Raw genomic sequence first — 25235 nt, 5'->3', positions numbered from 1 at the left:
GTTGGGTTTTCTATATAATTTATTTTAAAACTAGTCGTTCAGTTTCAGTACCGCCATAAAAGCTTCCTGCGGAATCTCTACGTTCCCAACCTGACGCATACGTTTTTTACCTTTTTTCTGTTTTTCCAAAAGTTTACGCTTACGCGAAATATCTCCACCATAACATTTTGCCGTTACGTCTTTCCTCAACGCCTTGATGGTTTCACGAGCAATGATTTTGGCACCAATTGCCGCCTGAATCGGAATGTCAAACTGCTGTCTTGGGATTAATTCACGCAATTTCTCGGTCATTTTTTTGCCAATATGATACGCATTGTCCTCATGAATCAAGGCCGAAAGCGCATCAACAGTCTGTGCATTCAATAAAACGTCCAGTTTTACCAATTTGGAAGCCCGCATTCCAATTGGGGAATAATCAAAAGAAGCATATCCTTTGGAAACGGTTTTCAATCGGTCATAAAAGTCAAATACAATTTCCGCCAAAGGCATATCAAAATTCAATTCAACCCTTTCAGTAGTCAAATACGTCTGATTGGTAATCAATCCACGTTTTTCAATACACAAACTCATTACGTTACCCACGAAATCGGCTTTGGTAATGATGGTTGCCTTGATATAAGGTTCTTCAACGCGGTCCAGTTTTGATGGTTCCGGTAAATCGGATGGATTGTTTACAATCAGTCCTTTTTCCGGCTCCTTTTTGGTGTAAGCCAAATACGAAACGTTTGGAACCGTAGTAATTACGGTCATATCGAACTCACGCTCCAATCGCTCCTGGATGATTTCCATATGCAGCATTCCAAGGAATCCGCAACGGAAACCAAAACCTAAAGCTGCAGAACTTTCCGGAGTAAATACCAACGAAGCATCGTTCAGTTGCAATTTCTCCATCGAAGAACGCAAATCTTCGTAATCTTCAGTGTCAACAGGATAAATTCCAGCAAAAACCATCGGTTTTACATCCTCAAATCCCGTAATCATATTCGTGGTTGGAGTTTTCGCATCGGTGATGGTATCACCCACTTTTACTTCCTTAGCTTCCTTAATTCCCGAAATCAAATAACCCACATCTCCTGTAGAAATCACATCTTTCGGCACTTGGTTTAATTTCAGCGTCCCAACTTCATCCGCAAAATATTCATTATCGGTTGCCATGAATTTGATTTTCTGGCCTTTTCTGATTTCTCCGTTTTTGATACGGAAAATAACTTCAATTCCACGAAACGGATTGTAAACAGAGTCAAAAATCAACGCCTGCAATGGTTCGTCTTTTACTCCTTTTGGAGCCGGAATCTTTTCAATGATTGCTGCCAAAATATTTTCTACACCAAAACCGGTCTTACCCGAAGCATGGATAATATCTTCAAGTTTGCAACCCAATAAATCAATGATATCGTCGCTAACCTCTTCAGGATTGGCACTTGGTAGATCGACCTTATTCAAAACCGGAATGATCTCAAGGTCATTCTCTAAAGCCAAATATAAATTAGAAATCGTTTGTGCCTGGATGCTTTGGGCTGCATCAACAATCAATAAGGCACCTTCGCAGGCCGCAATCGAACGCGAAACCTCATACGAGAAATCAACGTGTCCCGGAGTATCAATAAGGTTGAGGATATAATCCTCGCCTTTGTATTTGTACTCCATCTGGATGGCGTGGCTTTTTATGGTAATTCCACGTTCACGCTCCAGGTCCATATTGTCAAGCAATTGAGCCTTTTCTTCACGTGCCGTAACGGTTTGCGTTGCGCCAAGAAGTCGGTCCGCCAACGTACTTTTTCCGTGGTCAATATGTGCAATAATGCAAAAATTCCTAATGTGCTTCATCTTCTTTGTCTATCGATTTTTTGGGCGTTACCCCGCCTTCGGCGCGGTCAGGCTTTCCGCAGTACACGGTACTTGCTCCAATCCTTAACGCAGTCATCGTTTAATCGGCAAATATAGGTCAAAGTTTTGATTTAAAAAGGATAGCAAAGAAGCAAATCTGAATAAAGCTATTTGCCGTCGGCTTTTTTTGTTTTTGGTTTGGGAGTATCTGTAGTTTTTGCAGGCTTTTTGACTGTTTTTGGAACAGGCTTAGGTTCTGGTTTCACAATTACTTCTGCATCGGGTTTTGCTGTATCCGGAAGCACTGCCACGTCTTTTTCCTTTTCCTGTTGTTCCACATACACGGCATAATCAGCAGGTTCAATCTTGGCGCCCATATATTCGGCATAAACTCTTGTAAATTCGGCTCCGAAATATAAAATCGCAGCAGTATAATACACCCAAACCAAAATGACAATCAAGGAACCTGCCGCTCCATAAGCCGAAGCAGTGCCACTGTAGTTTATATACAGCCCAATAAGATATCGACCCAGCATAAAAAGGCAGGCAGTGAAAAAAGCTCCGGCACGTACATCCTTCCAGGCAATTTTTGCATCAGGCAGTACCTTAAAGATAACACCAAAAAGGGTTGTAATGACTATAAATCCTATTAGTATATTAAGAATTTGAAATGCAATTATCGTAACATCGGGGAAATAGCCTTTCAGCCAATCCGATAAGGCGACTAAAGCTCCATTGATAACCAATGAAACGATTAACAAAAACCCAAGGCCAACAATTAAAGACGAAGACAGCAGCCTGTCCTGGAGTAATTTCAGCCAGCCACGTTTTGGTTTTGCTTTTACCTTCCAAATGATGTTAATAGAGTCCTGGATTTCGCCAAAAACGCTGGTAGCACCAATGACCAATGTAATTGAGCCAATAATCAATGCCAAAGTGGTCTCGCCGGAAAGCTCCATATTCCTGATAATTTCCTGAATTTGAGCTGCAGCATCATTGCCAATAATCCCGTTGATTTCGCCAAAAATCTTTCCCTGAATGGCTTCACGCCCAAAGAAAACTCCGGCAAGGGAAATCAGTAATAATAAAAGTGGCGCAAGGGAAAATACGGTATAATAAGATAATGACGCACTGAATTTCAATGCGCGATCCTCTAGAAAACCATTGAAAGTATCTTTTAAAATCCTAAAGGCGGCATGCATGGTGATTTCTGTTTTCATACCTACTCCAATTTACAACAAAGCTATTTGATTGCTGTTAAAATAAATTATAGTATTTCTCACTTTTGTTGCATAATTGCCTTAAAATTTTGGTAAACAACGAAGAAAAGATATAACATATTATCAGGATGTTAAGCGAATTTTGTGGTAAACAAAATATATTTCGTCATGGAAAAGCCAAAATCATTTCCGCCTCAGCATCAATCAGCGCAACATGGTAAGGAAACCAAAATGTTTCCTCAACCCGAATATATCCGTAAAAACTATAAAGGAAGTGGGAAACTCAAAGGGAAAGTAGCATTAATAACTGGTGGTGATAGCGGAATCGGTAGAAGCGTTGCCGTACATTTTGCAAAGGAAGGTGCCAATATTGCCATCGTTTACCATAGCAATGATGAGGATGCCCAGATTACCCAAAAACTTATTGAAGAAGCAGGAGCAGAATGCCTGGTGATTTCTGGAGATGTTAAAAAGGAGAAATTCTCGCGGGACATTGTTTCCAAAACAATTAAAAAATTCGGGAAACTGAACATACTGGTGAATAATGCTGCGGTTCAATATCCGGAAGACGATATTAAACAAATAACAAAAGAAAATTTACACCAAACATTTGAAACTAACATCTTCCCTTTTTTTTACACCACAGAAGAAGCTTTAAAAAACTTTAAAAAAGGAGATGTAATAATTAATACGGCATCTGTTACGGCCTATCGTGGCAGTGGTCATCTTGTTGATTACGCTAGTACGAAAGGCGCAATTGTATCCTTCACCCAATCGATGGCCCAACAATTAGTAGAAAAAGGAATTCGTGTCAACGGCGTTGCGCCGGGACCAATTTGGACACCATTAATTCCGGCAAGTTTTGACAAAAAAGAAGTAGCCCAGTTCGGAAAAAAAACACCAATGAAAAGAGCAGGCCAACCTTCTGAAGTTGGACCAGCTTATGTTTTCCTGGCTTGCGAGGACAGTTCTTATATTACAGGGCAGATGATTCATATAAATGGTGGTGAAATTGTTGGAGGTTAGGTAAACCTGCTTAACGTATGTTTATTTAAAATCAGTGTTTTAAACTATTTTTATGGTAAACATTGCTCATTTCGTTGAACAAACGTTAATTAACTAAATCTTTGAAATTAGGGTGCAGATATCTACTAAATTTGCTTACCAGAATACCCTAAATCTCCCCCAAATTGGATTACGAAAAACTCAAGGAAAAATTGGAAATTCTTGCGGACGCAGCCAAATATGATGTGTCCTGTTCTTCCAGTGGAGGTAATCGGAAAAACAAGAATAAAGGATTGGGCGATTCCTCAGCTTCGGGAATTTGCCACACCTATACTGAGGACGGAAGATGCGTTTCACTGCTTAAAATCCTGTTGACCAATTTCTGCATTTACGATTGTGCGTATTGCGTCACGAGAAAAAGCAACGATATCAAACGTGCGGCGTTTACTGTTGACGAAGTTGTAGATTTAACAATAAATTTTTACCGCAGGAATTATATTGAAGGCTTGTTCCTGAGTTCCGGAATTTTCAAAAATGCCGATTATACCATGGAGCGTCTCGTTCGGGTGGCCAAAAAATTACGCCTCGAACATAATTTCAATGGATACATTCATCTTAAAAGTATTCCCGGAGCTTCTGACGAATTGATGCGCGAAGCCGGATTATATGCCGACCGTTTAAGCATGAATCTTGAAATCCCAACCGAATCCGGGTTGAAACTCCTTGCTCCCGACAAAGATCACCAACAGATGATCAAACCGATGGGATTTGTCAAAAATGAACTGATTCAGTACAAGGAAGAAAGTAAAAAATACAAACACGTTCCCAAATTTGCTCCGGCCGGGCAAAGTACACAGGTCATTGTTGGTGCCACACAGGAAAATGATTACCAGATTATACAGGTTGCAGATCATTTCTATAATAATTTCAACCTGAAACGGGTTTATTATTCAGGTTATGTGCCGATTTCCAATGACACGAGATTGCCCGCAATTGGCGCCCAGGTTCCGGTAGTTCGTGAAAACAGGCTGTATCAGGCTGATTGGCTGATGCGTTTTTACGGATTTAAGGCAAACGAAATCCTCGAAAAAAATAATCCGTTCCTCGATTTGGAAGTGGATCCAAAAATGGGTTGGGCGTTGCGGAATATTACCCAATTTCCGGTTATAATTCAAAACGCTCCTTTGGAAATGATACTGCGTGTTCCGGGAATCGGGGTGAAATCGGCACATAAAATTGTGCATGCAAGGCGTTTTCAGAACCTGACTTTAGAACATTTGAAAAAAATTGGCGTTGCCATAAACAGGGCACGGTATTTCATTTCCGTCAGTGGCGATAATACACATCTGAAATTCCTGAATGCCCTAAACCTGAAGCAAATCATCCTGACGGACATCAAATCCAAATTTGAAAAACCTTTTGATAATCAAACTTCATTACTCAATGACGTTACTTTCCTACGATAGTACCTTTGAAGGTTTTCTGACGGTTGTTTTTGAGATTTTTGAATTTAAATACCAGCAACCTAAAATCATAAGGAGCAATGATGCTCAGCAAAACCTGTTTGCAGAACCAATCGAAATCATTACGGATGATGAAAAAGCGGATCGTGTACTGAAAAAATTAAAAGGACAATTGGAAGCTGACGGAATCAGGGTTTTGATTTATGCTTTTTTATCTGAAAATGAAGGAATTGAAGACATTCTTTTTGATGTAATACAATATGCTATAGCAAATCCGGCAAAAAACATTTTAAAGGATTTCTCCAATGATGCGGTTTTACAAATTACACAATTGACAAAAAGCGTAGGCCGCGAAAAGCACAGAATGGAAGCATTCATCCGTTTTGAATTGCTGAAAGATGGAATCTATTTTGCCAAAATCGACCCCGATTTTGATGTGCTTACTTTAATCATAAGGCATTTCAAAAATCGGTATCAGGACCAAAAGTGGCTGATTTATGATTTGCGCAGAAAGTATGGCGTGTATTATGATTTGAAAAATATCGAAATCATTACTATGGATTTGGATATCAAATCGCTTGGAGATAATAAAAATCAAGTCTTTTCAGATATTGAAATCGAATATCAAAAACTATGGGCGGAATATTTTGACCATACCAATATTAAGGAACGAAAAAACAAAAAGCTTCATCTTCAGCATGTTCCAAAACGCTATTGGAAATACTTAACCGAAAAGAAATCTTTTTAAATAGGAATAAAAACGTAATTTTGCGCGGTTAAAATTAAAGTTATGCCAAAAATCGGCAACATCATATTACCTGATTTCCCGCTTTTGCTTGCGCCCATGGAAGATGTAAGCGATCCGCCATTCCGTCGTTTGTGCAAACTACACGGCGCTGATTTGATGTATTCGGAATTCATTTCTTCTGAAGGATTGATTCGCGATGCGATAAAAAGCCGTATGAAATTGGACATTTTTGATTACGAAAGACCAGTCGGAATCCAGATTTTTGGTGGTGATGAAGAGGCAATGGAAATGTCAGCAAAAATTGTTGATGCGGTTCAGCCCGATTTGGTGGATATCAATTTTGGCTGTCCCGTAAAAAAAGTAGTCTGCAAAGGTGCCGGTGCCGGAGTTTTGAAAGATGTTGATTTGATGGTGCGTTTGACTAAAGCCGTAATTAAAGGAACCAATCTTCCGGTAACGGTAAAAACCAGATTGGGTTGGGACGAAAGTTCTATTAATATTGACGAAGTTGCCGAAAGATTACAGGATATTGGCGTTCAGGCATTGACGGTCCATGCAAGGACCAGAGCCCAAATGTATAAAGGGCATTCCGACTGGTCGCATATCGCTAGAGTTAAAAATAATGCAAGAATTACCATGCCTATTTTTGGAAATGGCGACATTGATTCTCCTGAAAAAGCCCTGGAATACAAAAATAAATACGGTTTGGACGGAATGATGATTGGACGTGCCGCGATTGGTTATCCATGGATTTTTAACGAAATCAAACATTACTTCAAAACGGGAGAGCATTTGCCACAGCCAACGATAGCTGATAGAGTTGAAGCTGCACGAAACCACTTAACCTGGTCAATGGACTGGAAAGGGGAACGTGTCGGAATTGTAGAAATGCGACGTCATTATACCAATTACTTTAAGGGAATTCCAAATTTTAAGGAACACCGCCTAAAATTAGTCACACTCGAAAGCGCTGAAGCTTTATTCAAAGCTATGGACGAAATCGAGCAGGTGTACGCCAATTATCAGTTTGTTTAAAAAAAGCTATATAATATTTATTGCTCTTTTGAGTTTTGCCTTTGGCAATGCACAATCGCATGCCAGCATCAACGAAATCCATCAGGATTATCAAAAATGCCTTGACAACGCCGATTTTATGTTGGGATGTTCGTATGAATATTTTAATAAGGCTGACAGCCTGCTGAATATTGTTTACAATAAAATCAGTATCCGGTTAAATAAGCAAGACAGGGAAAAGTTTAGGAAAGAACAGCTCAAATGGATCAAACAAAGAGATGTCTATTTCAAAAAAGTACGAAAAAAAGAACTCAACGCGGATGAAGGCTTTCTAGGAGATGACCAGAAAATGGTTATTGCCGATAAACAAGCCGAATTCATTTTTGAACGGGTTGAAGAATTGCTGAAAAGGCTTTAATCCAACAACTTCTTAGTGACACGGCTGCTTGCAATCCAGCTCGAGATAAATCCGAGTGCGATAATCGTTCCCATTACAATCAATACATTCTGGATGCTGAAAACTACAGGATAAGGCAAAGATTCGGTTATCATGATCAATCGGAATTGCTGTTGGATAATCACAACGAAAATCCCTAAAATCAATCCAACGATTCCTCCAAAAATGGTGAGCAGGCTTCCCTGCAGCAGGAATATCTTCTTCAAATCCTTCACTTCTGAACCCAGGTTATAAAGGGTTTTCAGATTGCTTTTCTTGTCGAGTATCATCATGATTAATGCGCCAATCAAATTAAAAAGCGCAATGATAATGACCAAGGTAAAAATAAGGTAGACCGCAATATTTTCGGTATTGAGCATTTTGTAAAGCGTAGCATTGAGCTGCGCACGGTTTTTTATTTCAATCTTATTATCGAAAACAGCGTTGAGTTTTTCTGTGATTTTTGCTTCATCAGCATTGGGCTTTAGCTTGAATTCAACCGCGGAAACCTGATTGGGTTTGTATTCCAGTAAATCCTGTGACAATCGTAAATCGGCGAAAACATATTTGGAATCCAAATCTTCGCTAATGGCATAAATCCCAATCGGAATCAGCTCGGCTTTGTTAAAAGCTTCTGCCTCGCTTTCAATCAGGGCTTTGCCTTTTCGGGGAACGTATACTTCAAAGGCGTTGTTGAAATCAAAAAGGCCAAGCGACAATTTTTGTGTAATCCCATAACCAACAACTACTTCAGCGGTATTGTAACGGAGCCATTTTCCGTTGTAAAGATTTTGCGAAACATCATTGATTTTGGTATAATTGGCATCGACACCTTTTAAATAAGTCACCTGTTCCTTGCCGTCAAAAAAGAACAGCACACGCTCTTCGACAACTTTGCTATAGGAAGCAATGCCTTCAATGGCAGAAATCTGTTTTTCCTGAGCCGGAGAAATAAAAAAACTTTTTCCCTGAATCGGATTTGCTTTTAAATCGGGGTCAATCGTATTGGAGAAGGATAAACTAAAATCGCGTAGGCCGCTAAAAACCGAAAGGACGACAAAAAGTGCCAGTGTCCCAACAATAATTCCCATCGATGCAATGCCTGTAATGATATTGATAGCATTGTTTTTACTTTTGCTAAAAAGATATCGTTTGGCTATGTAAAATGGGAAGCTCAATTGAAATTAAAATTTCTTGCGTTTTTCCAGAAGGTCACGGTTTTCAATAGGATTTTCTTTTCCTGACAAGGCATTGTCAATCTTTTCGATATAATCCAACGAATCATCAATATAGAAAGCTAGGTTAGGCACTTTGCGCAATTGCAGTTTTACACGTTGCGACAAATCGTGCTTGATTAAAGGAGCGTTGGTTTTTACCGCTTCCAATAATTCTGCTGCCTTATCCTGAGGGAAAACGCTCAAGTAAACCTTAGCAATAGATAAATCAGTGGTTACGCTTACTTTAGAAACCGAAATAACGAGGTTCGATATTCCATTTTTACGCACTTCACCCTGCAAAATATCTACTAAATCCTTTTGCAATACACTGCCAATTTTTTTCTGTCTGTTCGTTTCCATGCCGCAAAAATACGATTTTTAAGTTACAAAGTGGCAGAGTTGCAGAGTTTCAAAGTTTTTAGGAGCACAGGATTCTTCTGTTTAGGATAACTCTTCCCGCTTTCCGCGCTACATGGTAGCTCGCTCCAATCGGGGCTAAAAGACACGACTTTCTTTTTCAGGTCAATAAAAAATACCTTATCCCAGCCTTTAGATTTTAAACTAACTCTGTAACTTTGCTACTTTGTAACTTTGCTACTTTTAAAAATGAGAAAAATTGAACACATCGGAATAGCCGTGAATAACCTGGAAACCTCCAACAGGCTTTTCGAAAAATTATTTGGGAATCCACCTTACAAAGAAGAAGAAGTCGCCAGCGAAGGAGTCAAGACCTCATTCTTTATGAATGGCCCCAACAAAATTGAACTTCTCGAAGCTACCAATCCCGACAGCCCGATTGCAAAATTTTTGGAAAAGAAAGGGGAAGGAATCCATCACATCGCTTTTGATGTCGAAAATATCATAGAAGAAATAGAGCGCTTGAAAAAAGAAGGATTTATTGTACTGAATGAAACGCCAAAAAAAGGCGCTGATAATAAGTTAGTTGCATTCTTACACCCCAAAGGCACAAACGGTGTTTTGGTTGAACTTTGTCAAGAAATACGCTAGTAACACTTGTGTGTAAATAAAAATAGTGCTAATATTGCAACCGCAAATAAAGCCTAGGCTTTATTCGCTGAACTCCAAAATAAATATGGAATCAGTGAAGCATAACCGGTCCTATAGCTCAGTTGGTTAGAGCACCTGACTCATAATCAGGTGGTCCTTGGTTCGAGCCCAAGTGGGACCACATAATTTCAAGACCTCTTTGTTGAGGTCTTTTTTGTCTCTGACAAAAACCAAAAAGTAGAATACAACGTTAATAAATGTAAGTTATCGATTTTTTAAGTAGATGACTGAATAGCATTTGCGGAACATTATTTTTCTATTAACTTTACGGATTCAATATAAATTTATTTTGGTAAATAGATTTTTTTTATACTTTTACGCACTATGAAAATTGTCCCGAATAGAATTATTATTATTCTGGCTGTGTTTTTCTTGTCAGTAACAAACGTTTTTGCTGACCCAGGACCACCGCCACCGTCGACTCCGCCACCGCCACCAGGCTTGCCTTTGGACGGAGGGATTCTCCTATTAGTGATACTGTCAATATCTTACGGATTATATAAACTGAATAAAATAAAGAAAGCTTCAAATTAATTTGAAGCTTTTTTGTTATAGTCTTTTTTAGCATTTACAGATTTAAGGAATGCAATCTGGCGACGTATTTTCCCACAACATCAAATTCCAGGTTTATTTTTGTCCCAATCCTAAAGTTTTTAAAATTAGTGTTTTGATACGTATAGGGTATGATCGCAACACTGAATTCATTGATTTTCGAATTTACTACAGTCAGGCTGACTCCATTTACGGTAATCGATCCTTTTTCAATGGTGATGTTATTTAGGGTCTTGTCGTATTCAAAAGTAAAATACCAGCTACCATTGGCTTCCTCAATCGATTTGCAGGTTCCGGTTTGGTCAACATGTCCCTGAACAATATGCCCGTCGAGCCGGTCACCCAGTTTCATTGCGCGCTCAATATTGATTAAATCACCCCCTTTCCAATCACCCAGATTCGTTTTTTCGATGGTTTCCCTAATGGCTGTAACTGTAAATGTATCATTGTTAATAGCAACAACGGTAAGACAAACGCCGTTGTGGGCAACACTTTGATCAATTTTCAATTCGTTGGTTATGGTTGAGGAAACAGTGATATGGAGATTATCATTTTCTTTTTTCAAATCTTTGATAATTCCAAGGGTTTCAATTATTCCTGTAAACATTGTGGTTTTATTTTACTAAATTTGCACTTCAAAATTAGCAATAAATAACGTGTTCTTATTATGAAAAAAGCAGAAAATATCATCGTCGGAATTTCGATTGGTGATTTGAACGGAATTGGCAGCGAAGTCATTTTAAAGACTTTTGACGACTCCAGAATGTTAGAACTTTGTACACCAGTTATTTTTGCCAACGTAAAAGTCCTGTCTTTCATTAAAAAGACATTGGGCTTGGAAACTAATCTTCACGGCATTGATCAAATCAATCAAATTGTTATAGGCAAAATCAATGTACTTAACATTTGGAAAGAAAGCGTTGATTTAAATTTCGGGACCAATGATGAGGAAATTGGTAAATATGCCATCAAATCATTTGTTGCAGCTACAAATGCCCTTAAGGAAAATCAGATTGATGTTTTGGTTACAGCTCCAATCAATAAGTATAACATACAGTCGGAAGATTTTAAATTTCCGGGGCATACCGATTATCTGGATAAAGAGTTGGATGGAAATGCAATGATGCTGATGGTTCAGGATAAACTTCGCGTTGGATTGTTGACGGACCATATTCCGGTGAATGAAGTGGCCAAACACCTAAACGAAAAACTCATTACCCAAAAAGTCGAAACGATAAAACAGTCACTGATTCAGGATTTTGGAATCAATAAACCAAAGATTGCGGTTTTGGCATTGAATCCACATGCAGGAGATAATGGCGTGATTGGAAAGGAAGACGACGAAATACTAAAACCCATCCTGAAAAAATTATTTGAAAAAGGGACACTTGTTTTTGGGCCTTTTGCAGCTGATGGATTTTTTGGAAATGGACAATATGAAAAATATGATGCTGTCGTGGCAACGTATCACGACCAGGGATTGATTCCATTTAAAACGCTGTCATTTGGTAATGGCGTAAATTACACAGCCGGGCTAAATAAAATACGGACTTCGCCCGATCACGGAACCGCATTTGAGATTGCTGGGAAAGGAGTAGCCGATTTTAATTCGTTTAAGGAAGCAGTTTATACAGCGATTGACATTTACAATTCGAGAAACACCTATCAGGAAATCAGTAAAAACCCACTGAAAATAAAGGAAAAACAGTTATAAACAAAAAAATGTTTATAAGGCTTTTGGAATTGTAATTATTTTATATCTTTGCACTCCCGAATTAGGGCTCAAATTGTTGTTTAGATGAAAAGTACGAATGAATATTTAATTCCGTTTGTCGGATTAAAATTAGGAAAGCATCAGTTTGAATTTAAAATAAACAAAAAGTTCTTTGACGAATTTAGTTTTGATGAATTCGAAAGTTGCGATATCACAGTAGATGTTGTCCTTGAAAAAAAGTCAACAATGCTGGAAATCAGCTTTAAGCACAAAGGAACAGTAAATGTTCCGTGTGATTTGACAGGCGAGCAGTTTGATTTGCCAATTAAAGGAAAAATCAAATTGGTGGTGCAGTTTGGTGAAGAATTCAACAATGACAATGACGAATTGCTGATTCTGCCACATGGAGAACATCAAATCGATTTATCACAATACATTTATGAAATGATTGTGTTGTCGGTTCCACAAAAAAGAATCCATCCCGGAGTAAAGGATGGGACTTTGGAAACAGAAGCATTGAAAAAGCTAAAGGAATTACAGGTTAAGGAAGTAAAAGAAGAGAAAAAAGAAGAAGATACGGACCCACGTTGGGACCAATTAAAAAAACTATTAACGGATAAATAATATAGTAAAATGGCACATCCTAAAAGAAAAATCTCGAAAACAAGAAGAGATAAGAGAAGAACTCATTATAAAGCAACTGTTGCTCAAATCGCAACTTGCCCAGTAACTGGAGAAGCACATTTATACCACAGAGCTTACTGGCATGAAGGTAAAATGTACTACAGAGGTCAAGTGGTTATTGATAAATCAGTAGCTGTAGCATAATTAAAGTTTTTTACAAAAACTAACTCTCACTTTGTGGGAGTTTTTTGTTTTTAAGAATTTTAATAAATATCGCGTCCTAAAAAGCCTTAGGTATAATTTTTTTTTGTAATTTCCACAACTTTTCACGCTGAAAAAAGTGAGGAGTAAAATACCCTATTTATGAATACAATAACAGCCGCTATCACCGCAGTTGGAGCTTACGTTCCAGAATTTGTACTCTCAAATCAAGTACTGGAATCAATGGTTGACACCAATGACGAATGGATTACCACTCGTACCGGAATCAAGGAAAGAAGACTATTGAAAGAAAAAGGGAAAGGCACTTCTTTTATGGCAATCAAAGCCGCCCAGGATTTAATTTCCAAAGCAAATATTAACCCGGAAGAAATTGACATGATTATCATGGCAACCACAACACCTGATATGCCAGTGGCTTCAACAGGGGTTTATGTGGCCAGCCAAATTGGTGCTGTCAATGCTTTTGCATACGATTTGCAGGCAGCGTGTTCGAGTTTCCTTTACGGGATGTCAACAGCGGCAGCTTACATTCAGTCAGGCAGATACAAAAAAGTGCTTTTGATTGGAGCCGATAAAATGTCATCTATCATAGATTATACGGACAGGGCAACGTGCATCATCTTTGGAGATGGAGCCGGAGCTGTATTGTTCGAGCCTAACCATGAAGGCCTTGGTTTGCAGGATGAATATTTAAGAAGTGACGGAATCGGAAGGGAATACCTGAAAATCGATGCCGGTGGATCTATTCTTCCTCCTTCAAAAGAAACCGTTGAGAATGGCCAGCATTATGTTTTCCAGGATGGAAAAACGGTTTTTAAATATGCAGTTTCAGGAATGGCTGATGTCAGCGAAAAAATCATGGAGCGCAATAATTTGACAAAAGATGATGTAAACTGGTTGATTGCACATCAGGCAAATAAAAGAATCATCGACGCCACAGCAAGCAGGATGGGTCTTGACGAAGAAAAAGTGTTGGTAAACATTCATAGATATGGCAATACTACTTCGGCAACATTACCTTTATTGCTAAGCGACTTTGAAGGCCAACTAAAAAAAGGAGATAATTTAATTTTTGCAGCATTTGGTGGTGGATTCACTTGGGGTTCTATCTACCTAAAATGGGCATACAATAAACAATAAACTAACTAAAATAGACTAATCATGGATTTAAAAGAAATTCAAAACCTAATCAAATTTGTATCTAATTCTGGGGTTGCAGAAGTAAAGTTAGAGACAGGTGATGTAAAAATTACCATCAGAACTACTCTTGAAGGTAACACACCTGATATTACTTATGTACAACAAGCACCAATGCAACAGGCATTGCCAGCTGCTCCGGCTCCTGTAGCTGCTGCACCAGCTGCACCGGCTGCACCAGTTGCATCTGATGACAATTCAAAATACATCACTATTAAATCACCAATGATTGGAACATTCTACAGAAAACCAGCACCAGACAAACCTACGTTTGTTGAGGTTGGAGGTTCAATCAGCAAAGGAGATGTTCTTTGCGTAGTAGAAGCAATGAAATTATTTAACGAAATTGAATCAGAAGTATCTGGAAAAATCGTTAAAATTTTGGTTGACGATATGTCGCCAGTTGAATTTGACCAACCATTATTCTTGGTTGATCCATCTTAACTATTTTAAATTTTAAATTAAATTATAAATGATGTGAATCGTCAGTTATAACCAATTCAAAATTCAAAATTTAAAATTCAAAATTTATTAAAGATGTTTAAAAAAATACTAATTGCCAATAGAGGAGAAATTGCACTTCGTGTAATCAGAACCTGCCGTGAAATGGGCATCAAGACTGTAGCAGTTTATTCTACTGCAGATGCGGAAAGTTTACACGTAAAATTTGCAGACGAAGCGGTTTGCATTGGTCCTCCGCCAAGTAATTTATCTTATCTGAAAATGTCCAATATCATTGCTGCTGCAGAAATTACAAATGCAGATGCAATTCACCCAGGATATGGTTTCCTTTCTGAAAATGCCAAGTTTTCCAAAATCTGCCAGGAGCATGGTATCAAATTTATTGGTGCCTCGCCTGAAATGATTGACAGAATGGGAGACAAAGCTTCTGCAAAAGCTACAATGAAAGCTGCAGGCGTTCCTTGTGTTCCGGGTTCTGACGGTTTGTTGGAATCATTCGAACAGACTCAAAAACTAGCTAAAGAAATGGGTTATCCGGTAATGTTGAAAGCAACAGCTGGTGGTGGTGGAAAAGGGATGCGCGCCGTCTGGAAAGAAGATGAACTTCTTAAAGCATGGGAAAGCGCACGTCAGGAATCGGCTGCAGCCTTTGGAAATGACGGTATGTACATGGAAAAACTTATTGAAGAGCCACGTCATATTGAAATACAGGTTGTAGGGGATTCTTATGGAAAAGCCTGCCACTTGTCTGAAAGAGATTGTTCGGTACAACGTCGTCACCAAAAATTGACAGAGGAAACTCCTTCTCCATTCATGACAGACGAATTGCGTAATAAAATGGGGGAAGCTGCTGTAAAAGCTGCTGAGTTCATTAAGTACGAAGGAGCCGGAACTGTTGAGTTCCTTGTGGATAAGCATAGGAATTTCTACTTCATGGAGATGAATACGCGTATTCAGGTGGAGCATCCAATTACGGAACAGGTTATAGATTATGATTTGATCCGCGAGCAGATTTTAGTTGCTGCAGGTGTGCCGATTTCCGGTAAAAATTATTTGCCACAATTACACTCAATCGAATGCCGTATCAATGCTGAAGATCCTTATAATGACTTCCGTCCTTCACCAGGAAAAATTACAGTATTGCATGCGCCAGGTGGACACGGAGTGCGCCTGGATACCCACGTTTATGCAGGTTATACCATTCCGCCAAACTATGATTCGATGATTGCAAAGTTGATTACGACTGCTCAGACAAGGGAAGAGGCGATTAACAAAATGAAGCGTGCTTTGGATGAGTTTTATATTGAAGGAATCAAAACAACCATTCCTTTCCACAGGCAGTTAATGGATGAACCGGATTATGTAGCCGGGAATTACACTACCAAGTTTATGGAATCCTTTAAGATGAAAGGTACAGAATAAAACAAAGCCCTGCTGAAAAGCGGGGCTTTTTTATTAATGCCGTATTTACATAACTATTTATATCTTTGAGCTCAAATTTAATACCATGAAAAAATTATACGCTTTATTGTTTGTTGCTTTTATTGGCTTTGCTGGCAATGCCCAGATAGTAACGATACAGAATGCAAATTTCAGAGCTGTTTTAATGTCATCGTCAACCTTCAATGGGGTTGCAAGAAATGCAAGCGGTGCCTCTATAAGGATTGATGCCAATTTTGATGGGCAATTCCAGCTTAGCGAAATCCTCGCAGTTTATGGCCTTGAAATCGTTAATGCGTCGATTACTGATTTTAGTGATGTTCAATATTTCACCAATCTTAGGAAATTGAATTGCAGCGCAAACCTGTTGACCAGCCTGAACGTTACCATGTTGCCTAACCTTACACAATTGTATTGCGATAGTAACCAGCTAACTTCTATAGACTTATCAGGAAACCCTAATCTTAACGATTTCCAATGTATAGCAAACCAAATAACTTCATTGGACTTATCCCATACTCCAAGTATAGCAAAAATATCATGTGGCATGAACCAGCTGACAAGCTTAAACATCAGCAATCTTACCAATCTTTTCCTTTTGGATTTCAGAAATAATCAAATTGCAACTATTGACGCTGGTAACTTTTCCAACCTGAGGTTTTTGTATGGGTCAGATAATGTACTTACTTCGTTGAACGTTAGCAATTCTACAGGCTTATGGTACATACAATGTCAAAACAACCAGTTATCGACCCTAGCTGTTGCAGGGTTGCCTGACCTTACGGTTTTGAATTGTGAGAATAACAATCTTCAAACACTTGCAGTCAGCAACCTGCCAAGACTGGAGAGGTTTACGTGTTTCAATAATCAACTTACAAGTTTAAACCTGAACAGCCTGCCGATGCTGGGAGCGCTTGACTGTTCGCATAATCAATTGAGTCATTTGGATATATCACAAAATCCATCGTTAGATGAGTTAGACTTTTCATATAATCAACTTACGGAATTTAGTTCCGCTAGTAATGGTATTTTTTATTCCTTTAATTGTTCCCATAACAATTTGTTGAAGTATTTACTTTTAAAAAATACCATTTACATTAATGAGGATGATTTCGATTTTTCGAATAATCCATCCCTTGAATATATCTGTATAGATGAAAATGCAGATTCCTTCATTCCGATTATGAATAAGATTACCGAGTATGGTTATACCAATACCTGCAATGTAAACTCGTATTGCTCTTTTGTTCCTGGCGGAACTTATTATGTAATGAACGGGACAAATAAATATGACCAAAACAACAACGGATGTGATGCCTTGGATTACATTTATCCTAATTTGAGATACAACATTACTAACGGGACAACATCGGGAAGTATCATTACAAATGCCAGCGGAGGATATTCAATTCCGCTTGTTTCCGGGACATATACTGTTACCCCAATTATTGAAAACCCATCCTATTTTTCGGTTTCCCCTACGACGGTCAATGTAAATTTTCCAACACAGGCTAGCCCGTTGACTCAAAATTTCTGCGTTAGCCCTATCGGTTCGCATCCGGATGTAGAAATCACTATGATTCCAACGAATGATGCGCGCCCTGGCTTTGATGCAGAATATAGGATTGTATACAAGAATAAAGGAAACTTGATGCAGTCGGGCACGATCAGCTTGAACTTTGATGATGCAGTTTTAGATTTTGTAGAGGCGAGCCAAACTGTAAGTAGTCAGTCAGCAAACAATCTGGTTTGGGATTTTACGAACCTTCAATTATTCGAAACACGTACCATAACTGTTAAATTTAATATCAATACAACAATGGAAACGCCTGCCGTTAATGCTGGAGATGTATTGCATTATACTGCAAATATTGCTATTGCAACAGATGAAAACTCAAATGACAATACGGTTCGGGTAAATCAGATAGTTATTAATTCACACGATCCTAATGATAAAACCTGCCTGGAAGGGCCAATTGTTTCATCAAGCATGGTGGGACAATATGTACATTATGTCATTCGTTTTGAAAACACGGGGACAGCCAGTGCCGTGAATATTGTTGTGAAGGATATAGTTGATACCAACAAGTTTGATATTTCGACTTTGGTTCCTTTAAATGGTAGCCATCAATTTGTGACCAGGATATTAAACACAAACCAAGTTGAATTTATCTTTGAGAACATCAATTTGCCATTTGATGATGTACACAATGATGGCTTTGTCGCATTTAAAATCAAGACAAAACCTACTCTTGTAATAGGAGATACTTTCAGTAATGGAGCCAATATTTATTTCGATTATAATTTCCCTGTCACTACCAATACCTATACAACCACCGTTGCGACGCTTGGCAATAGTGATTTTGATTTCAATAATGTTTTCAGCCTGTCGCCAGTCCCAACAAAAAACAGGCTTACCATTACTGTAAAACAAGATGTGGAAATGAGTTCAATCAGTATTTATAATAATCTTGGGCAATTGGTTCAGGTAGTTACTAACCCTACAAAAACCATAGATGTTTCAGGATTGAAGCCTGGAACCTATTTTATAAAAATCATAAGTGATAAAGGAACTGCCACTACAAAATTCATAAAAGAGTAAATGCTGATGAATCAAAAATTAAAAGCCTATTCCCCAGAATAGGCTTTTTGCCTTTTACCGCACCTGTTGGATTGTGAAAAAGGAGTCTGTTTTATTACTCAGCAGCCCAACATTTATCAAATCGGTGTAAATGTTGAATGTGATGGTATCGCCCAAACTGAGTTTAACCAAAGTCTGTACTACTCTCACTGGCGGTGTTACATTGATAGTGACAAAAGCTATCGTTACACCAATGTTGGAATAACCGCATCTTGCAATCACGGTTTCATTTTTTAGGATGGAAACCCCAAAATTGGTTGCAACGCTCGAAGCATTGGATTTAATCTGAACATTTATCGCATAAATCCCGTCCGCTTTTGCTGTAAAAGTGTTGGTTGAGGTATCAAATTCGTTATTCTCATCCATATCTTCATAATTGAAAGGAACTTTCACCGTTCCTGATGAAACCGTTAAGGATTGATCAGCACTTGCGCTAAAACCACCTTTAATAAAGGTTTTCAAACGGCTTTCGATGACCATTTTGGATGAAATCCGCTGAATGTTCCCATCACGGTCAGAAACCAATATAGAATCTTTTGCCGAAGTTTCACGGCTGTTAGTAGCTGTTGAACGAACTCTCATAGCTCCATTGACGTCTAAAGTTGCTGTAGGGTTTGAAGTTCCTATACCAACTTGTGCTACTCCTGTAAAGGATAACAGGATGAAAGCAAATAGTATACTTTTCATCATTTTTGAGATTTTTAGGGTAGTCAAACATACTAAAATAATCGACAAAATGCGAATATTATAGATAAAATACACAAAATTATTCTCAAAATAAGAAAATTTCTTATAAAAGTAACATTTTACATTCTCAAAAAACAATAAAAAAGCCTTGATGAAATCAAGGCTCTAATTTTGAAATTTAGATTTTTATAAGGTCTCTTTCAACCATTTAAAAAACTCACGTTGCCAAACCATTCCGTTTTGTGGTTTCAACACCCAGTGATTTTCTTCAGGCAGATAAAGGAAACGGCTTTTTATCCCTCTTAATTGTGCAGCCTGGAATGCTTCCTGGCCTTGTCCGATTGGCACACGGTAATCTTTTCCTCCCTGTACAATAAGGATAGGAGTATTCCATTTGTCAACATAATTGATTGGATTGAATTGGTTGTATGCCTTTTGCGCCACGACATTGTCTTTCTCCCAATAAGCTCCACCAAAATCCCAGTTGTTAAAGAATACTTCTTCAGTTGTGCCAAACATGCTTTGGGTGTTGAAAACACCATCATGGGCAATAAATGACTTGAAACGGTTATTGTGGATTCCGGCTAAATAGAAAACAGAATAACCTCCATAACTAGCGCCAACACATCCTAAGCGCGATTTGTCAACATAGCTTTCCTTAGCAACATCATCAATAGCTGACAGATAATCGTTCATCACCTGTCCACCCCAATCTTTAGAGATTTGTTCGTTCCATTCCCTTCCGTGGCCATACATTCCTCTTCTGTTTGGAGCAACCACAACATAACCTTGGGAAGCCATTAAAGAGAAGTTCCAACGGAAAGAATAAAACTGCGTTAACGGAGATTGTGGTCCGCCCTGGCAGTAAAGCAACGTTGGATATTTTTTTGTTTTATCAAAATTTGGAGGAAGGATTACCCAAACCAGCATTTTTTTGCCATCGGTAGTAGTAACATACCTTCTTTCATATTTTGGCAAAGCTAATTTTGAATAAGCTTCGTTATTGGTTTTGGTAAGCTGCGTAAAAGTTCTTTTTTTATAGCTAAAGGAATAAAGTTCCGCAGCATGATTCATGTCTGTTCGGCTAACGATAATATTATCGCCATTAAAACCTACAATGTCATGAACGTCGAAATCACCGTTTGAAATTTGCTTAACGCTAATTCCGATTCGTTTTACACCAGGAAAATTAACTTCAAATAATTGCGTCGTTCCATCAACAGCAGCGATAAAATACACCTTTGTTCCATCAGGGCTCCATTTATAACTGTCAACCGAACCATCCCAATTGATAGTTAGATTGTAATCAACATCCCTAAAACGGACAATAATATCATTCTTGTCAGCTTCATAACCATCGCGCTTCATTTGAAGCCAGGTCAAATAACCTCCAGGAGAAAAAATAGGATTGGTATCGTAGCCCAGATTGTTTTCAGTTAGGTTTTTTGTTGTTTTGGTTTCAAGATTGTATTCGTATAAATCGGTATTCGTAGACATTGCATAAGCTGTCCCCGATTTTTTCTTGCACACATAAATGATGCTTTTGCTGTCTGGCGACCAGATATAATCTTCATCACCGCCAAAAGGTTTTTGAGGTGAATCATAAGGCTCGCCTTTCATAATGTCAATAGGACGCGCTTTATTTAACTTATTGATGCCATAAAGAACATGGTTATGGGTTCCATTATTCCAGGTGTCCCAATGACGGTAATCCAATCCGTCGTAGATTTGTGCTTCCGATTTGTCCAATTCAGGATAAAAATCCTTGCCTAGAACATTCTCAATTTTAACTTCTTCATTTGACAAGAGGTATTTTCCGTCCGGAGATACGTTTTTGTCGTTTAACAAATCCTTAGTCTGAGCTTCCTCAACTTCAGTTGGATTTCCACCATTTACAGGAATTGTATAAAACTTTGAGTTGGATTTGTTTTCTTCCATGGAAGGTGTTCCTACCTTGTAAACGATTGTTTTTCCATCTTTGGAAATCCCAAGGGCAGATACCCTACCTAACTTCCACAATCCTTCTGGTGTTAAAACCTGTTGTGCCGATGCTGCGATGCCCATTGTGCTAACGATTAAAAAAAGTACTTTCTTCATAAATTCAGATAATTTTTTTGAATGCCTAAAAGTAGCAAAATTAATTCACAAAAAAAGCCACACTTTTCAGTATGGCTTTTTAGTTTTTATAATTGGATTATTCCTTAATAAAACGTTTTGTTGTTGTTGAAGTTCCATTAGAAACCTCAATCAGGAATGTTCCTGTTTTTAAAGAACCTACATAAATGGCATCGTTCTCAATTTTACCACTTCCTAATTCCTGCCCCATCATATTGAAAATTTTATAAGTTGATGGAGATTCAAGATTTGAAATGTTCAAAATATCGCCTTTTACAGGGTTTGGATAAACATTAAATGAAATCCTTGCAGGTGCAGCTTCATCAATTCTTGCAGAAGAAGTAATGTTTATCGTGTAATCTTCAACTTGTCCGTAAGTGAATGTTTGACAAGCAGTAGGTGTAGCATTGTATGACATAGAAACTCTCATCCTTGTAGAACCTAGAGTTGCAGTTGCAGGGATTGTAATCGTTCCCGTTACAGGAGTTGTTTTAGAAGTTGCTTTTGTAAAAGCAGTTTCACCAGCGTCAGAGAAATCGCCATCCTGGTTGTAGTCAATAAATACGGCATAACCTTCAGTCCAAACAGTACTTGTCCAGAAAGGAGTGATTGTAATGGTATTTGCTGATCCTCTTACAACGTTTGTTGAAAGCGCGGTAAAGTTTTCATAACCGGCAGTTCCAGTAGAAGGATTGTTGATTGTTCCAAATGCTACTCTTCCAATTCTTTCATCAGCAGTATTAGTACTTGTTGATGTACAATAAGTAATAGTATTGGCAAGCGTTGTTACACTTACTGTGTTGCTGTTTGCCGAAATATTTCCTGCGGCATCCTTAGCCTTAACATTGAAAGTATAGGTTGTTGAAGCTGTCAAACCAGTCACCGCATAAGTTGTCGCCGAAGTTGTTGAGCCCAATAAAGAACCATTTCTATAAACATCATATCCGGTAACCGCTACGTTATCAGTAGCACCAGACCATGACAGGTTCGTAGATGAAGACGTAGTTCCCGAAGCTGATAATGTCGGAGCAGTTGGAGCCGTTGTATCAGGAGTTGGAGTGGTAACATTTACGGTATTGCTGTTCGCGGAAATATTTCCAGCAGCGTCTTTAGCCGTAACATTAAATGCATAAGTTGTTGAAGCCACTAAGCCACTTACTGCAAATGTAGTAGCGCTTGTAGTTGATCCAATCAAAGCACCATCTTTATACACATCGTATCCGGTAACGGCTACGTTATCGGTAGCACCTGACCAAGATAAATTTGTACTTGTAAAAGTTGTGCCCGAAGCAGATAATGTTGGAGCTGTTGGAGCAGTTGTATCTGGAGCCGGAGCCAAAGTCGTTACGCTTAATGCATTGCTGGCAACAGAAACATTTCCTGCGGCATCTTTAGCTTTTACTGTGAAAACATAAGTGGTTGAATTTGTCAAACCGGAAACAGCATAAGTTGTAGAAGCTGTTGAACCCAATAAAACACCATCTTTATAAACATCATAACCTGTTACACCTACGTTATCAGTAGCACCTGACCATGATAAATTGGTTGAGGTTTGTGTTGTTCCTGATGCAGACAATGTTGGAGCAGTTGGGGCAACTGTATCAGTTGAACCGGCTGTAATTGTAAAGTTTGCATTGGAAATGTCAAAGAAAATATGATTGGTTCCTTTTACCATGATTCGGTTTGTTGTACCAGCAGTATTCGGAATAGTCACGGCTTGTGAACCATCGTTTGGTGTTGCTGCCAATAAAGTTGACCATGTAGTTCCGGCATTTGTCGAAATCAAAATGTCAACATTAGCACAGTTCACACCATTTGCAGTAGTTCCGGCAACGTTCCATGTTACGGTCTGAGTGCTTCCACCTACATAGGAAACAGCAGTATTCGGAGCTGTAACGTTAAATGGACCGGCAACTGCATTAACAGTCACCACCATGTCATCACTATTGTTTGCTGGTCCTCCAGCTCTGTTATCTCTAACAGTTACCCTGAAATTCATGGTTCTGGCAACCGAAGGTAATGCCTCAACCGTAATTTCACTTCCTGCAGTTGTTAATGAACCTGTTAAAAGTGAAGCCATTCTAGGGAAATATCTTGTTGGTGATGTAGTCGAATTATAAGATCTGAAATCTACACCAGAAGTTTTTGTAGCACTAGGAGCAGCAGAATTTGACTGATTGTCCATTTCTTCCCAGTTGTAAGTCAGCGCATCGCCATTAGCGTCTGTTGCAGTTGCAGTCAGCATAAATGGAGTGCTTTTTGGAATGGTGTAATCCAAACCAGCTGAAGCTGTTGGTACTGAATTTCCTGTAGCAATATTTACAGAGCAGGTTTTTGCCTTAATATTATTAGTTACCTGTTGGATGCTAACCGCATGGAAATAGGCATCAGAGTGAGGCTGGATATCCAAAGACGTAATACCGGCATAACCCATGATAGTTGATCCCGATCCAGGTTCCATTTGAACTCCCGTTCCTTCGTTACTGTGTGTAAAAGTATGGTTAGCTCCCATTTGGTGTCCAATTTCGTGAGCTACATAATCAATGTCAAAATTATCTCCTGACGGAATTCCATCAGCTGGAGAAGTGATTCCACTTCCTTTTGAACCATTGGTACAAATACATCCAATGCAACCTGCATTTCCACCACCACCGGTAGCACCAAATAAGTGACCGATGTCATAATTGGCTTCACCAATAACAGAGGTTAAGGTAGATTGTAATTGTGAATTCCATTGTGACATGCTTGAAGCATTAGAATAAGGATCGGAAGAAGCACTTGTGTAAATTACAGCATCCGTATTGGCAATGATAATCAAACGCGCACCAAAATCTTTCTCAAAAACACCATTACATCTTGTAATAGAGTTATTGATTGCAGCTAAAGCCAAAGCCTTTGTACCACCAAAATAAGTAGTGTATTCTCCTGTGCAGGACATCGCCAGACGGAAAGTCCTCAAAGTGGCGTCATCCGCATTTGGTCTTGCGTCAGCACCATTAACCTGTGGAGCAACTTCATCGATAACACTACACTCAAATGGTGTAAGTGATTGCGCTCTGTCTGCTTTTCTATAAACGGTATAAGTCCTCAAATCCGCAGAAATTGGCTCAATGAAAACAGCCGATTTATCCGGAGCAAGCACCATCGATTTGAAACCTAATGGGGAAACACTGAAATGCGCAGTCGCTGCCGGATTGTCAATCCCAATTCCTATATAGGATTTAATCTCAGGATATCTTGCAGCTAAAGCTGGATCCATGCTTGAATTTTCATAAATGCTGTATCTTTCCAATACGCCATCAGCATTTGGGATTGATAAGATTGTGCTCGATTGTTTTGAGTTAACACCTCTTACAGGCGCAGCACTCAAACTCGATCTTAGATTTACAAGATTCAAATCGAAAAGATGGTTTTCAGGAAGCCTCATTTTGGCTTCAAGGGGAACCATATTGCTTTTTTTGGTAGTGGTATTCCACAACGTAGCCTTATTTTGCGCATAAGAGAAACATGTTGCTGCTAATAAAGCACCCAGAAGTAGTTTGCATTTCATAATTTTTGTGGTTAAAATTAACGCGACAATTAA

The 25235-nt window shown here is 38.7% G+C and carries 22 protein-coding genes and 1 tRNA gene; 15 read left to right on the top strand and 8 right to left on the bottom strand.

Annotation, left to right across the window (positions count from 1 at the left end; genetic code table 11):
- Positions 1-30 precede the first annotated feature (30 nt).
- Positions 31-1827: a translation elongation factor 4 gene (gene lepA, locus L1S31_RS03300; RefSeq protein ID WP_236462088.1), complete on the bottom strand. Its 1797-nt coding sequence runs from the start codon at positions 1825-1827 to the stop codon at positions 31-33.
- A gap of 167 nt (positions 1828-1994) precedes the next feature.
- On the bottom strand, positions 1995-3047 hold the full coding sequence (locus L1S31_RS03295) for a YihY/virulence factor BrkB family protein (RefSeq protein ID WP_236462085.1): 1053 nt from the start codon (positions 3045-3047) through the stop codon (positions 1995-1997).
- A 168-nt stretch (positions 3048-3215) separates the two neighbouring features.
- Between L1S31_RS03295 and L1S31_RS03290 the strand changes: the two genes are divergently transcribed.
- From L1S31_RS03290 to L1S31_RS03270, 5 genes are all read left to right on the top strand, one after another.
- Positions 3216-4073 carry an SDR family oxidoreductase gene (locus tag L1S31_RS03290; protein ID WP_236462081.1) on the top strand — a complete coding sequence of 286 codons (858 nt, stop codon included), beginning with the start codon at positions 3216-3218 and terminating at the stop codon, positions 4071-4073.
- Positions 4074-4237: 164 nt separating this feature from the next.
- Complete coding sequence (locus L1S31_RS03285) at positions 4238-5518, top strand: putative DNA modification/repair radical SAM protein (protein ID WP_236462078.1); 1281 nt, start codon at positions 4238-4240, stop codon at positions 5516-5518.
- Positions 5496-6263, top strand: a complete 768-nt coding sequence (locus L1S31_RS03280) for a TIGR03915 family putative DNA repair protein (protein ID WP_236462075.1) — start codon at positions 5496-5498, stop codon at positions 6261-6263. The genes L1S31_RS03285 and L1S31_RS03280 overlap by 23 nt, the downstream gene beginning before the upstream one ends.
- A gap of 42 nt (positions 6264-6305) precedes the next feature.
- Complete coding sequence (gene dusB / locus L1S31_RS03275) at positions 6306-7298, top strand: tRNA dihydrouridine synthase DusB (protein ID WP_236462073.1); 993 nt, start codon at positions 6306-6308, stop codon at positions 7296-7298.
- 28 nt (positions 7299-7326) lie between these two features.
- Positions 7327-7695, top strand: a complete 369-nt coding sequence (locus L1S31_RS03270) for a lysozyme inhibitor LprI family protein (RefSeq protein WP_236462070.1) — start codon at positions 7327-7329, stop codon at positions 7693-7695.
- On the opposite strand, the gene L1S31_RS03265 is transcribed toward L1S31_RS03270, so the two are convergent.
- Both L1S31_RS03265 and rbfA read right to left on the bottom strand, forming a co-directional pair.
- Positions 7692-8891: an ABC transporter permease gene (locus tag L1S31_RS03265; protein WP_236462068.1), complete on the bottom strand. Its 1200-nt coding sequence runs from the start codon at positions 8889-8891 to the stop codon at positions 7692-7694. The two genes, L1S31_RS03270 and L1S31_RS03265, sit on opposite strands and share 4 nt — an antisense overlap.
- Before the next feature lie 6 nt (positions 8892-8897).
- Positions 8898-9290 (bottom strand): 30S ribosome-binding factor RbfA, encoded by a 393-nt coding sequence (rbfA, locus tag L1S31_RS03260; RefSeq protein ID WP_236462065.1) that lies wholly within the window; start codon positions 9288-9290, stop codon positions 8898-8900.
- Between the two features lie 246 nt (positions 9291-9536).
- Between rbfA and mce the strand changes: the two genes are divergently transcribed.
- From mce to L1S31_RS14925, 3 genes are all read left to right on the top strand, one after another.
- Complete coding sequence (gene mce, locus L1S31_RS03255; protein ID WP_236462060.1) at positions 9537-9938, top strand: methylmalonyl-CoA epimerase; 402 nt, start codon at positions 9537-9539, stop codon at positions 9936-9938.
- A gap of 107 nt (positions 9939-10045) precedes the next feature.
- Positions 10046-10119: transfer RNA gene (locus L1S31_RS03250), tRNA-Ile, on the top strand.
- A 203-nt stretch (positions 10120-10322) separates the two neighbouring features.
- Positions 10323-10532, top strand: coding sequence for an Fjoh_0651 family PID-CTERM protein (locus L1S31_RS14925; protein ID WP_370637847.1), 210 nt, complete (start codon positions 10323-10325; stop codon positions 10530-10532).
- A gap of 34 nt (positions 10533-10566) precedes the next feature.
- Here the strand turns inward: L1S31_RS14925 and L1S31_RS03245 are convergent, their stop codons facing one another.
- Positions 10567-11157, bottom strand: coding sequence for a riboflavin synthase (locus tag L1S31_RS03245; protein ID WP_236462056.1), 591 nt, complete (start codon positions 11155-11157; stop codon positions 10567-10569).
- A 57-nt stretch (positions 11158-11214) separates the two neighbouring features.
- Here L1S31_RS03245 and pdxA point away from each other — a divergent pair, with 57 nt between their 5' ends.
- From pdxA to L1S31_RS03210, 7 genes are all read left to right on the top strand, one after another.
- Positions 11215-12264: a 4-hydroxythreonine-4-phosphate dehydrogenase PdxA gene (gene pdxA / locus L1S31_RS03240; protein WP_236463504.1), complete on the top strand. Its 1050-nt coding sequence runs from the start codon at positions 11215-11217 to the stop codon at positions 12262-12264.
- A gap of 84 nt (positions 12265-12348) precedes the next feature.
- On the top strand, positions 12349-12888 hold the full coding sequence (locus L1S31_RS03235) for a YceD family protein (RefSeq protein ID WP_236462053.1): 540 nt from the start codon (positions 12349-12351) through the stop codon (positions 12886-12888).
- A gap of 9 nt (positions 12889-12897) precedes the next feature.
- Positions 12898-13092 (top strand): 50S ribosomal protein L32, encoded by a 195-nt coding sequence (gene rpmF, locus L1S31_RS03230; RefSeq protein ID WP_121312109.1) that lies wholly within the window; start codon positions 12898-12900, stop codon positions 13090-13092.
- A gap of 159 nt (positions 13093-13251) precedes the next feature.
- A complete protein-coding gene (locus L1S31_RS03225) occupies positions 13252-14250 on the top strand; it encodes a beta-ketoacyl-ACP synthase III (RefSeq protein WP_236462051.1) in 999 nt (332 codons plus the stop codon).
- Between the two features lie 21 nt (positions 14251-14271).
- On the top strand, positions 14272-14751 hold the full coding sequence (gene accB / locus L1S31_RS03220; RefSeq protein WP_236462047.1) for an acetyl-CoA carboxylase biotin carboxyl carrier protein: 480 nt from the start codon (positions 14272-14274) through the stop codon (positions 14749-14751).
- Between the two features lie 93 nt (positions 14752-14844).
- Positions 14845-16191, top strand: coding sequence for an acetyl-CoA carboxylase biotin carboxylase subunit (gene accC, locus L1S31_RS03215; protein ID WP_236462044.1), 1347 nt, complete (start codon positions 14845-14847; stop codon positions 16189-16191).
- 85 nt (positions 16192-16276) lie between these two features.
- A complete protein-coding gene (locus L1S31_RS03210; protein WP_236462042.1) occupies positions 16277-18811 on the top strand; it encodes a DUF7619 domain-containing protein in 2535 nt (844 codons plus the stop codon).
- A 54-nt stretch (positions 18812-18865) separates the two neighbouring features.
- Here L1S31_RS03210 and L1S31_RS03205 read toward each other — a convergent pair whose 3' ends face one another.
- The 3 genes from L1S31_RS03205 to L1S31_RS03195 form a co-directional block, all read right to left on the bottom strand.
- Positions 18866-19540, bottom strand: coding sequence for a C1q-like domain-containing protein (locus L1S31_RS03205; protein ID WP_236462038.1), 675 nt, complete (start codon positions 19538-19540; stop codon positions 18866-18868).
- 183 nt (positions 19541-19723) lie between these two features.
- Positions 19724-21634, bottom strand: a complete 1911-nt coding sequence (locus L1S31_RS03200) for a S9 family peptidase (protein WP_236462035.1) — start codon at positions 21632-21634, stop codon at positions 19724-19726.
- A 97-nt stretch (positions 21635-21731) separates the two neighbouring features.
- Complete coding sequence (locus tag L1S31_RS03195; protein ID WP_236462033.1) at positions 21732-25202, bottom strand: reprolysin-like metallopeptidase; 3471 nt, start codon at positions 25200-25202, stop codon at positions 21732-21734.
- Between the last annotated feature and the right edge of the window lie 33 nt (positions 25203-25235).

Source organism: Flavobacterium wongokense (assembly GCF_021608265.1).
Taxonomy (GTDB): domain Bacteria; phylum Bacteroidota; class Bacteroidia; order Flavobacteriales; family Flavobacteriaceae; genus Flavobacterium; species Flavobacterium wongokense.
This window is presented reverse-complemented; position numbering and strand designations above follow the sequence as displayed.

Coding starts and splice junctions, on each gene's coding strand:
- L1S31_RS03290 (WP_236462081.1), top strand. CDS start 3,216: ATGGAAAAGCCAAAATCATTTCCGCCTCAGCATCAATCAGCGCAACAT.
- L1S31_RS03280 (WP_236462075.1), top strand. CDS start 5,496: ATGACGTTACTTTCCTACGATAGTACCTTTGAAGGTTTTCTGACGGTT.
- lepA (WP_236462088.1), bottom strand. CDS start 1,827: ATGAAGCACATTAGGAATTTTTGCATTATTGCACATATTGACCACGGA.
- accB (WP_236462047.1), top strand. CDS start 14,272: ATGGATTTAAAAGAAATTCAAAACCTAATCAAATTTGTATCTAATTCT.
- rpmF (WP_121312109.1), top strand. CDS start 12,898: ATGGCACATCCTAAAAGAAAAATCTCGAAAACAAGAAGAGATAAGAGA.
- L1S31_RS03225 (WP_236462051.1), top strand. CDS start 13,252: ATGAATACAATAACAGCCGCTATCACCGCAGTTGGAGCTTACGTTCCA.
- dusB (WP_236462073.1), top strand. CDS start 6,306: ATGCCAAAAATCGGCAACATCATATTACCTGATTTCCCGCTTTTGCTT.
- L1S31_RS03210 (WP_236462042.1), top strand. CDS start 16,277: ATGAAAAAATTATACGCTTTATTGTTTGTTGCTTTTATTGGCTTTGCT.
- L1S31_RS03205 (WP_236462038.1), bottom strand. CDS start 19,540: ATGATGAAAAGTATACTATTTGCTTTCATCCTGTTATCCTTTACAGGA.
- L1S31_RS14925 (WP_370637847.1), top strand. CDS start 10,323: ATGAAAATTGTCCCGAATAGAATTATTATTATTCTGGCTGTGTTTTTC.
- rbfA (WP_236462065.1), bottom strand. CDS start 9,290: ATGGAAACGAACAGACAGAAAAAAATTGGCAGTGTATTGCAAAAGGAT.
- L1S31_RS03245 (WP_236462056.1), bottom strand. CDS start 11,157: ATGTTTACAGGAATAATTGAAACCCTTGGAATTATCAAAGATTTGAAA.
- mce (WP_236462060.1), top strand. CDS start 9,537: ATGAGAAAAATTGAACACATCGGAATAGCCGTGAATAACCTGGAAACC.
- L1S31_RS03235 (WP_236462053.1), top strand. CDS start 12,349: ATGAAAAGTACGAATGAATATTTAATTCCGTTTGTCGGATTAAAATTA.
- L1S31_RS03295 (WP_236462085.1), bottom strand. CDS start 3,047: ATGAAAACAGAAATCACCATGCATGCCGCCTTTAGGATTTTAAAAGAT.
- L1S31_RS03200 (WP_236462035.1), bottom strand. CDS start 21,634: ATGAAGAAAGTACTTTTTTTAATCGTTAGCACAATGGGCATCGCAGCA.
- L1S31_RS03195 (WP_236462033.1), bottom strand. CDS start 25,202: ATGAAATGCAAACTACTTCTGGGTGCTTTATTAGCAGCAACATGTTTC.
- accC (WP_236462044.1), top strand. CDS start 14,845: ATGTTTAAAAAAATACTAATTGCCAATAGAGGAGAAATTGCACTTCGT.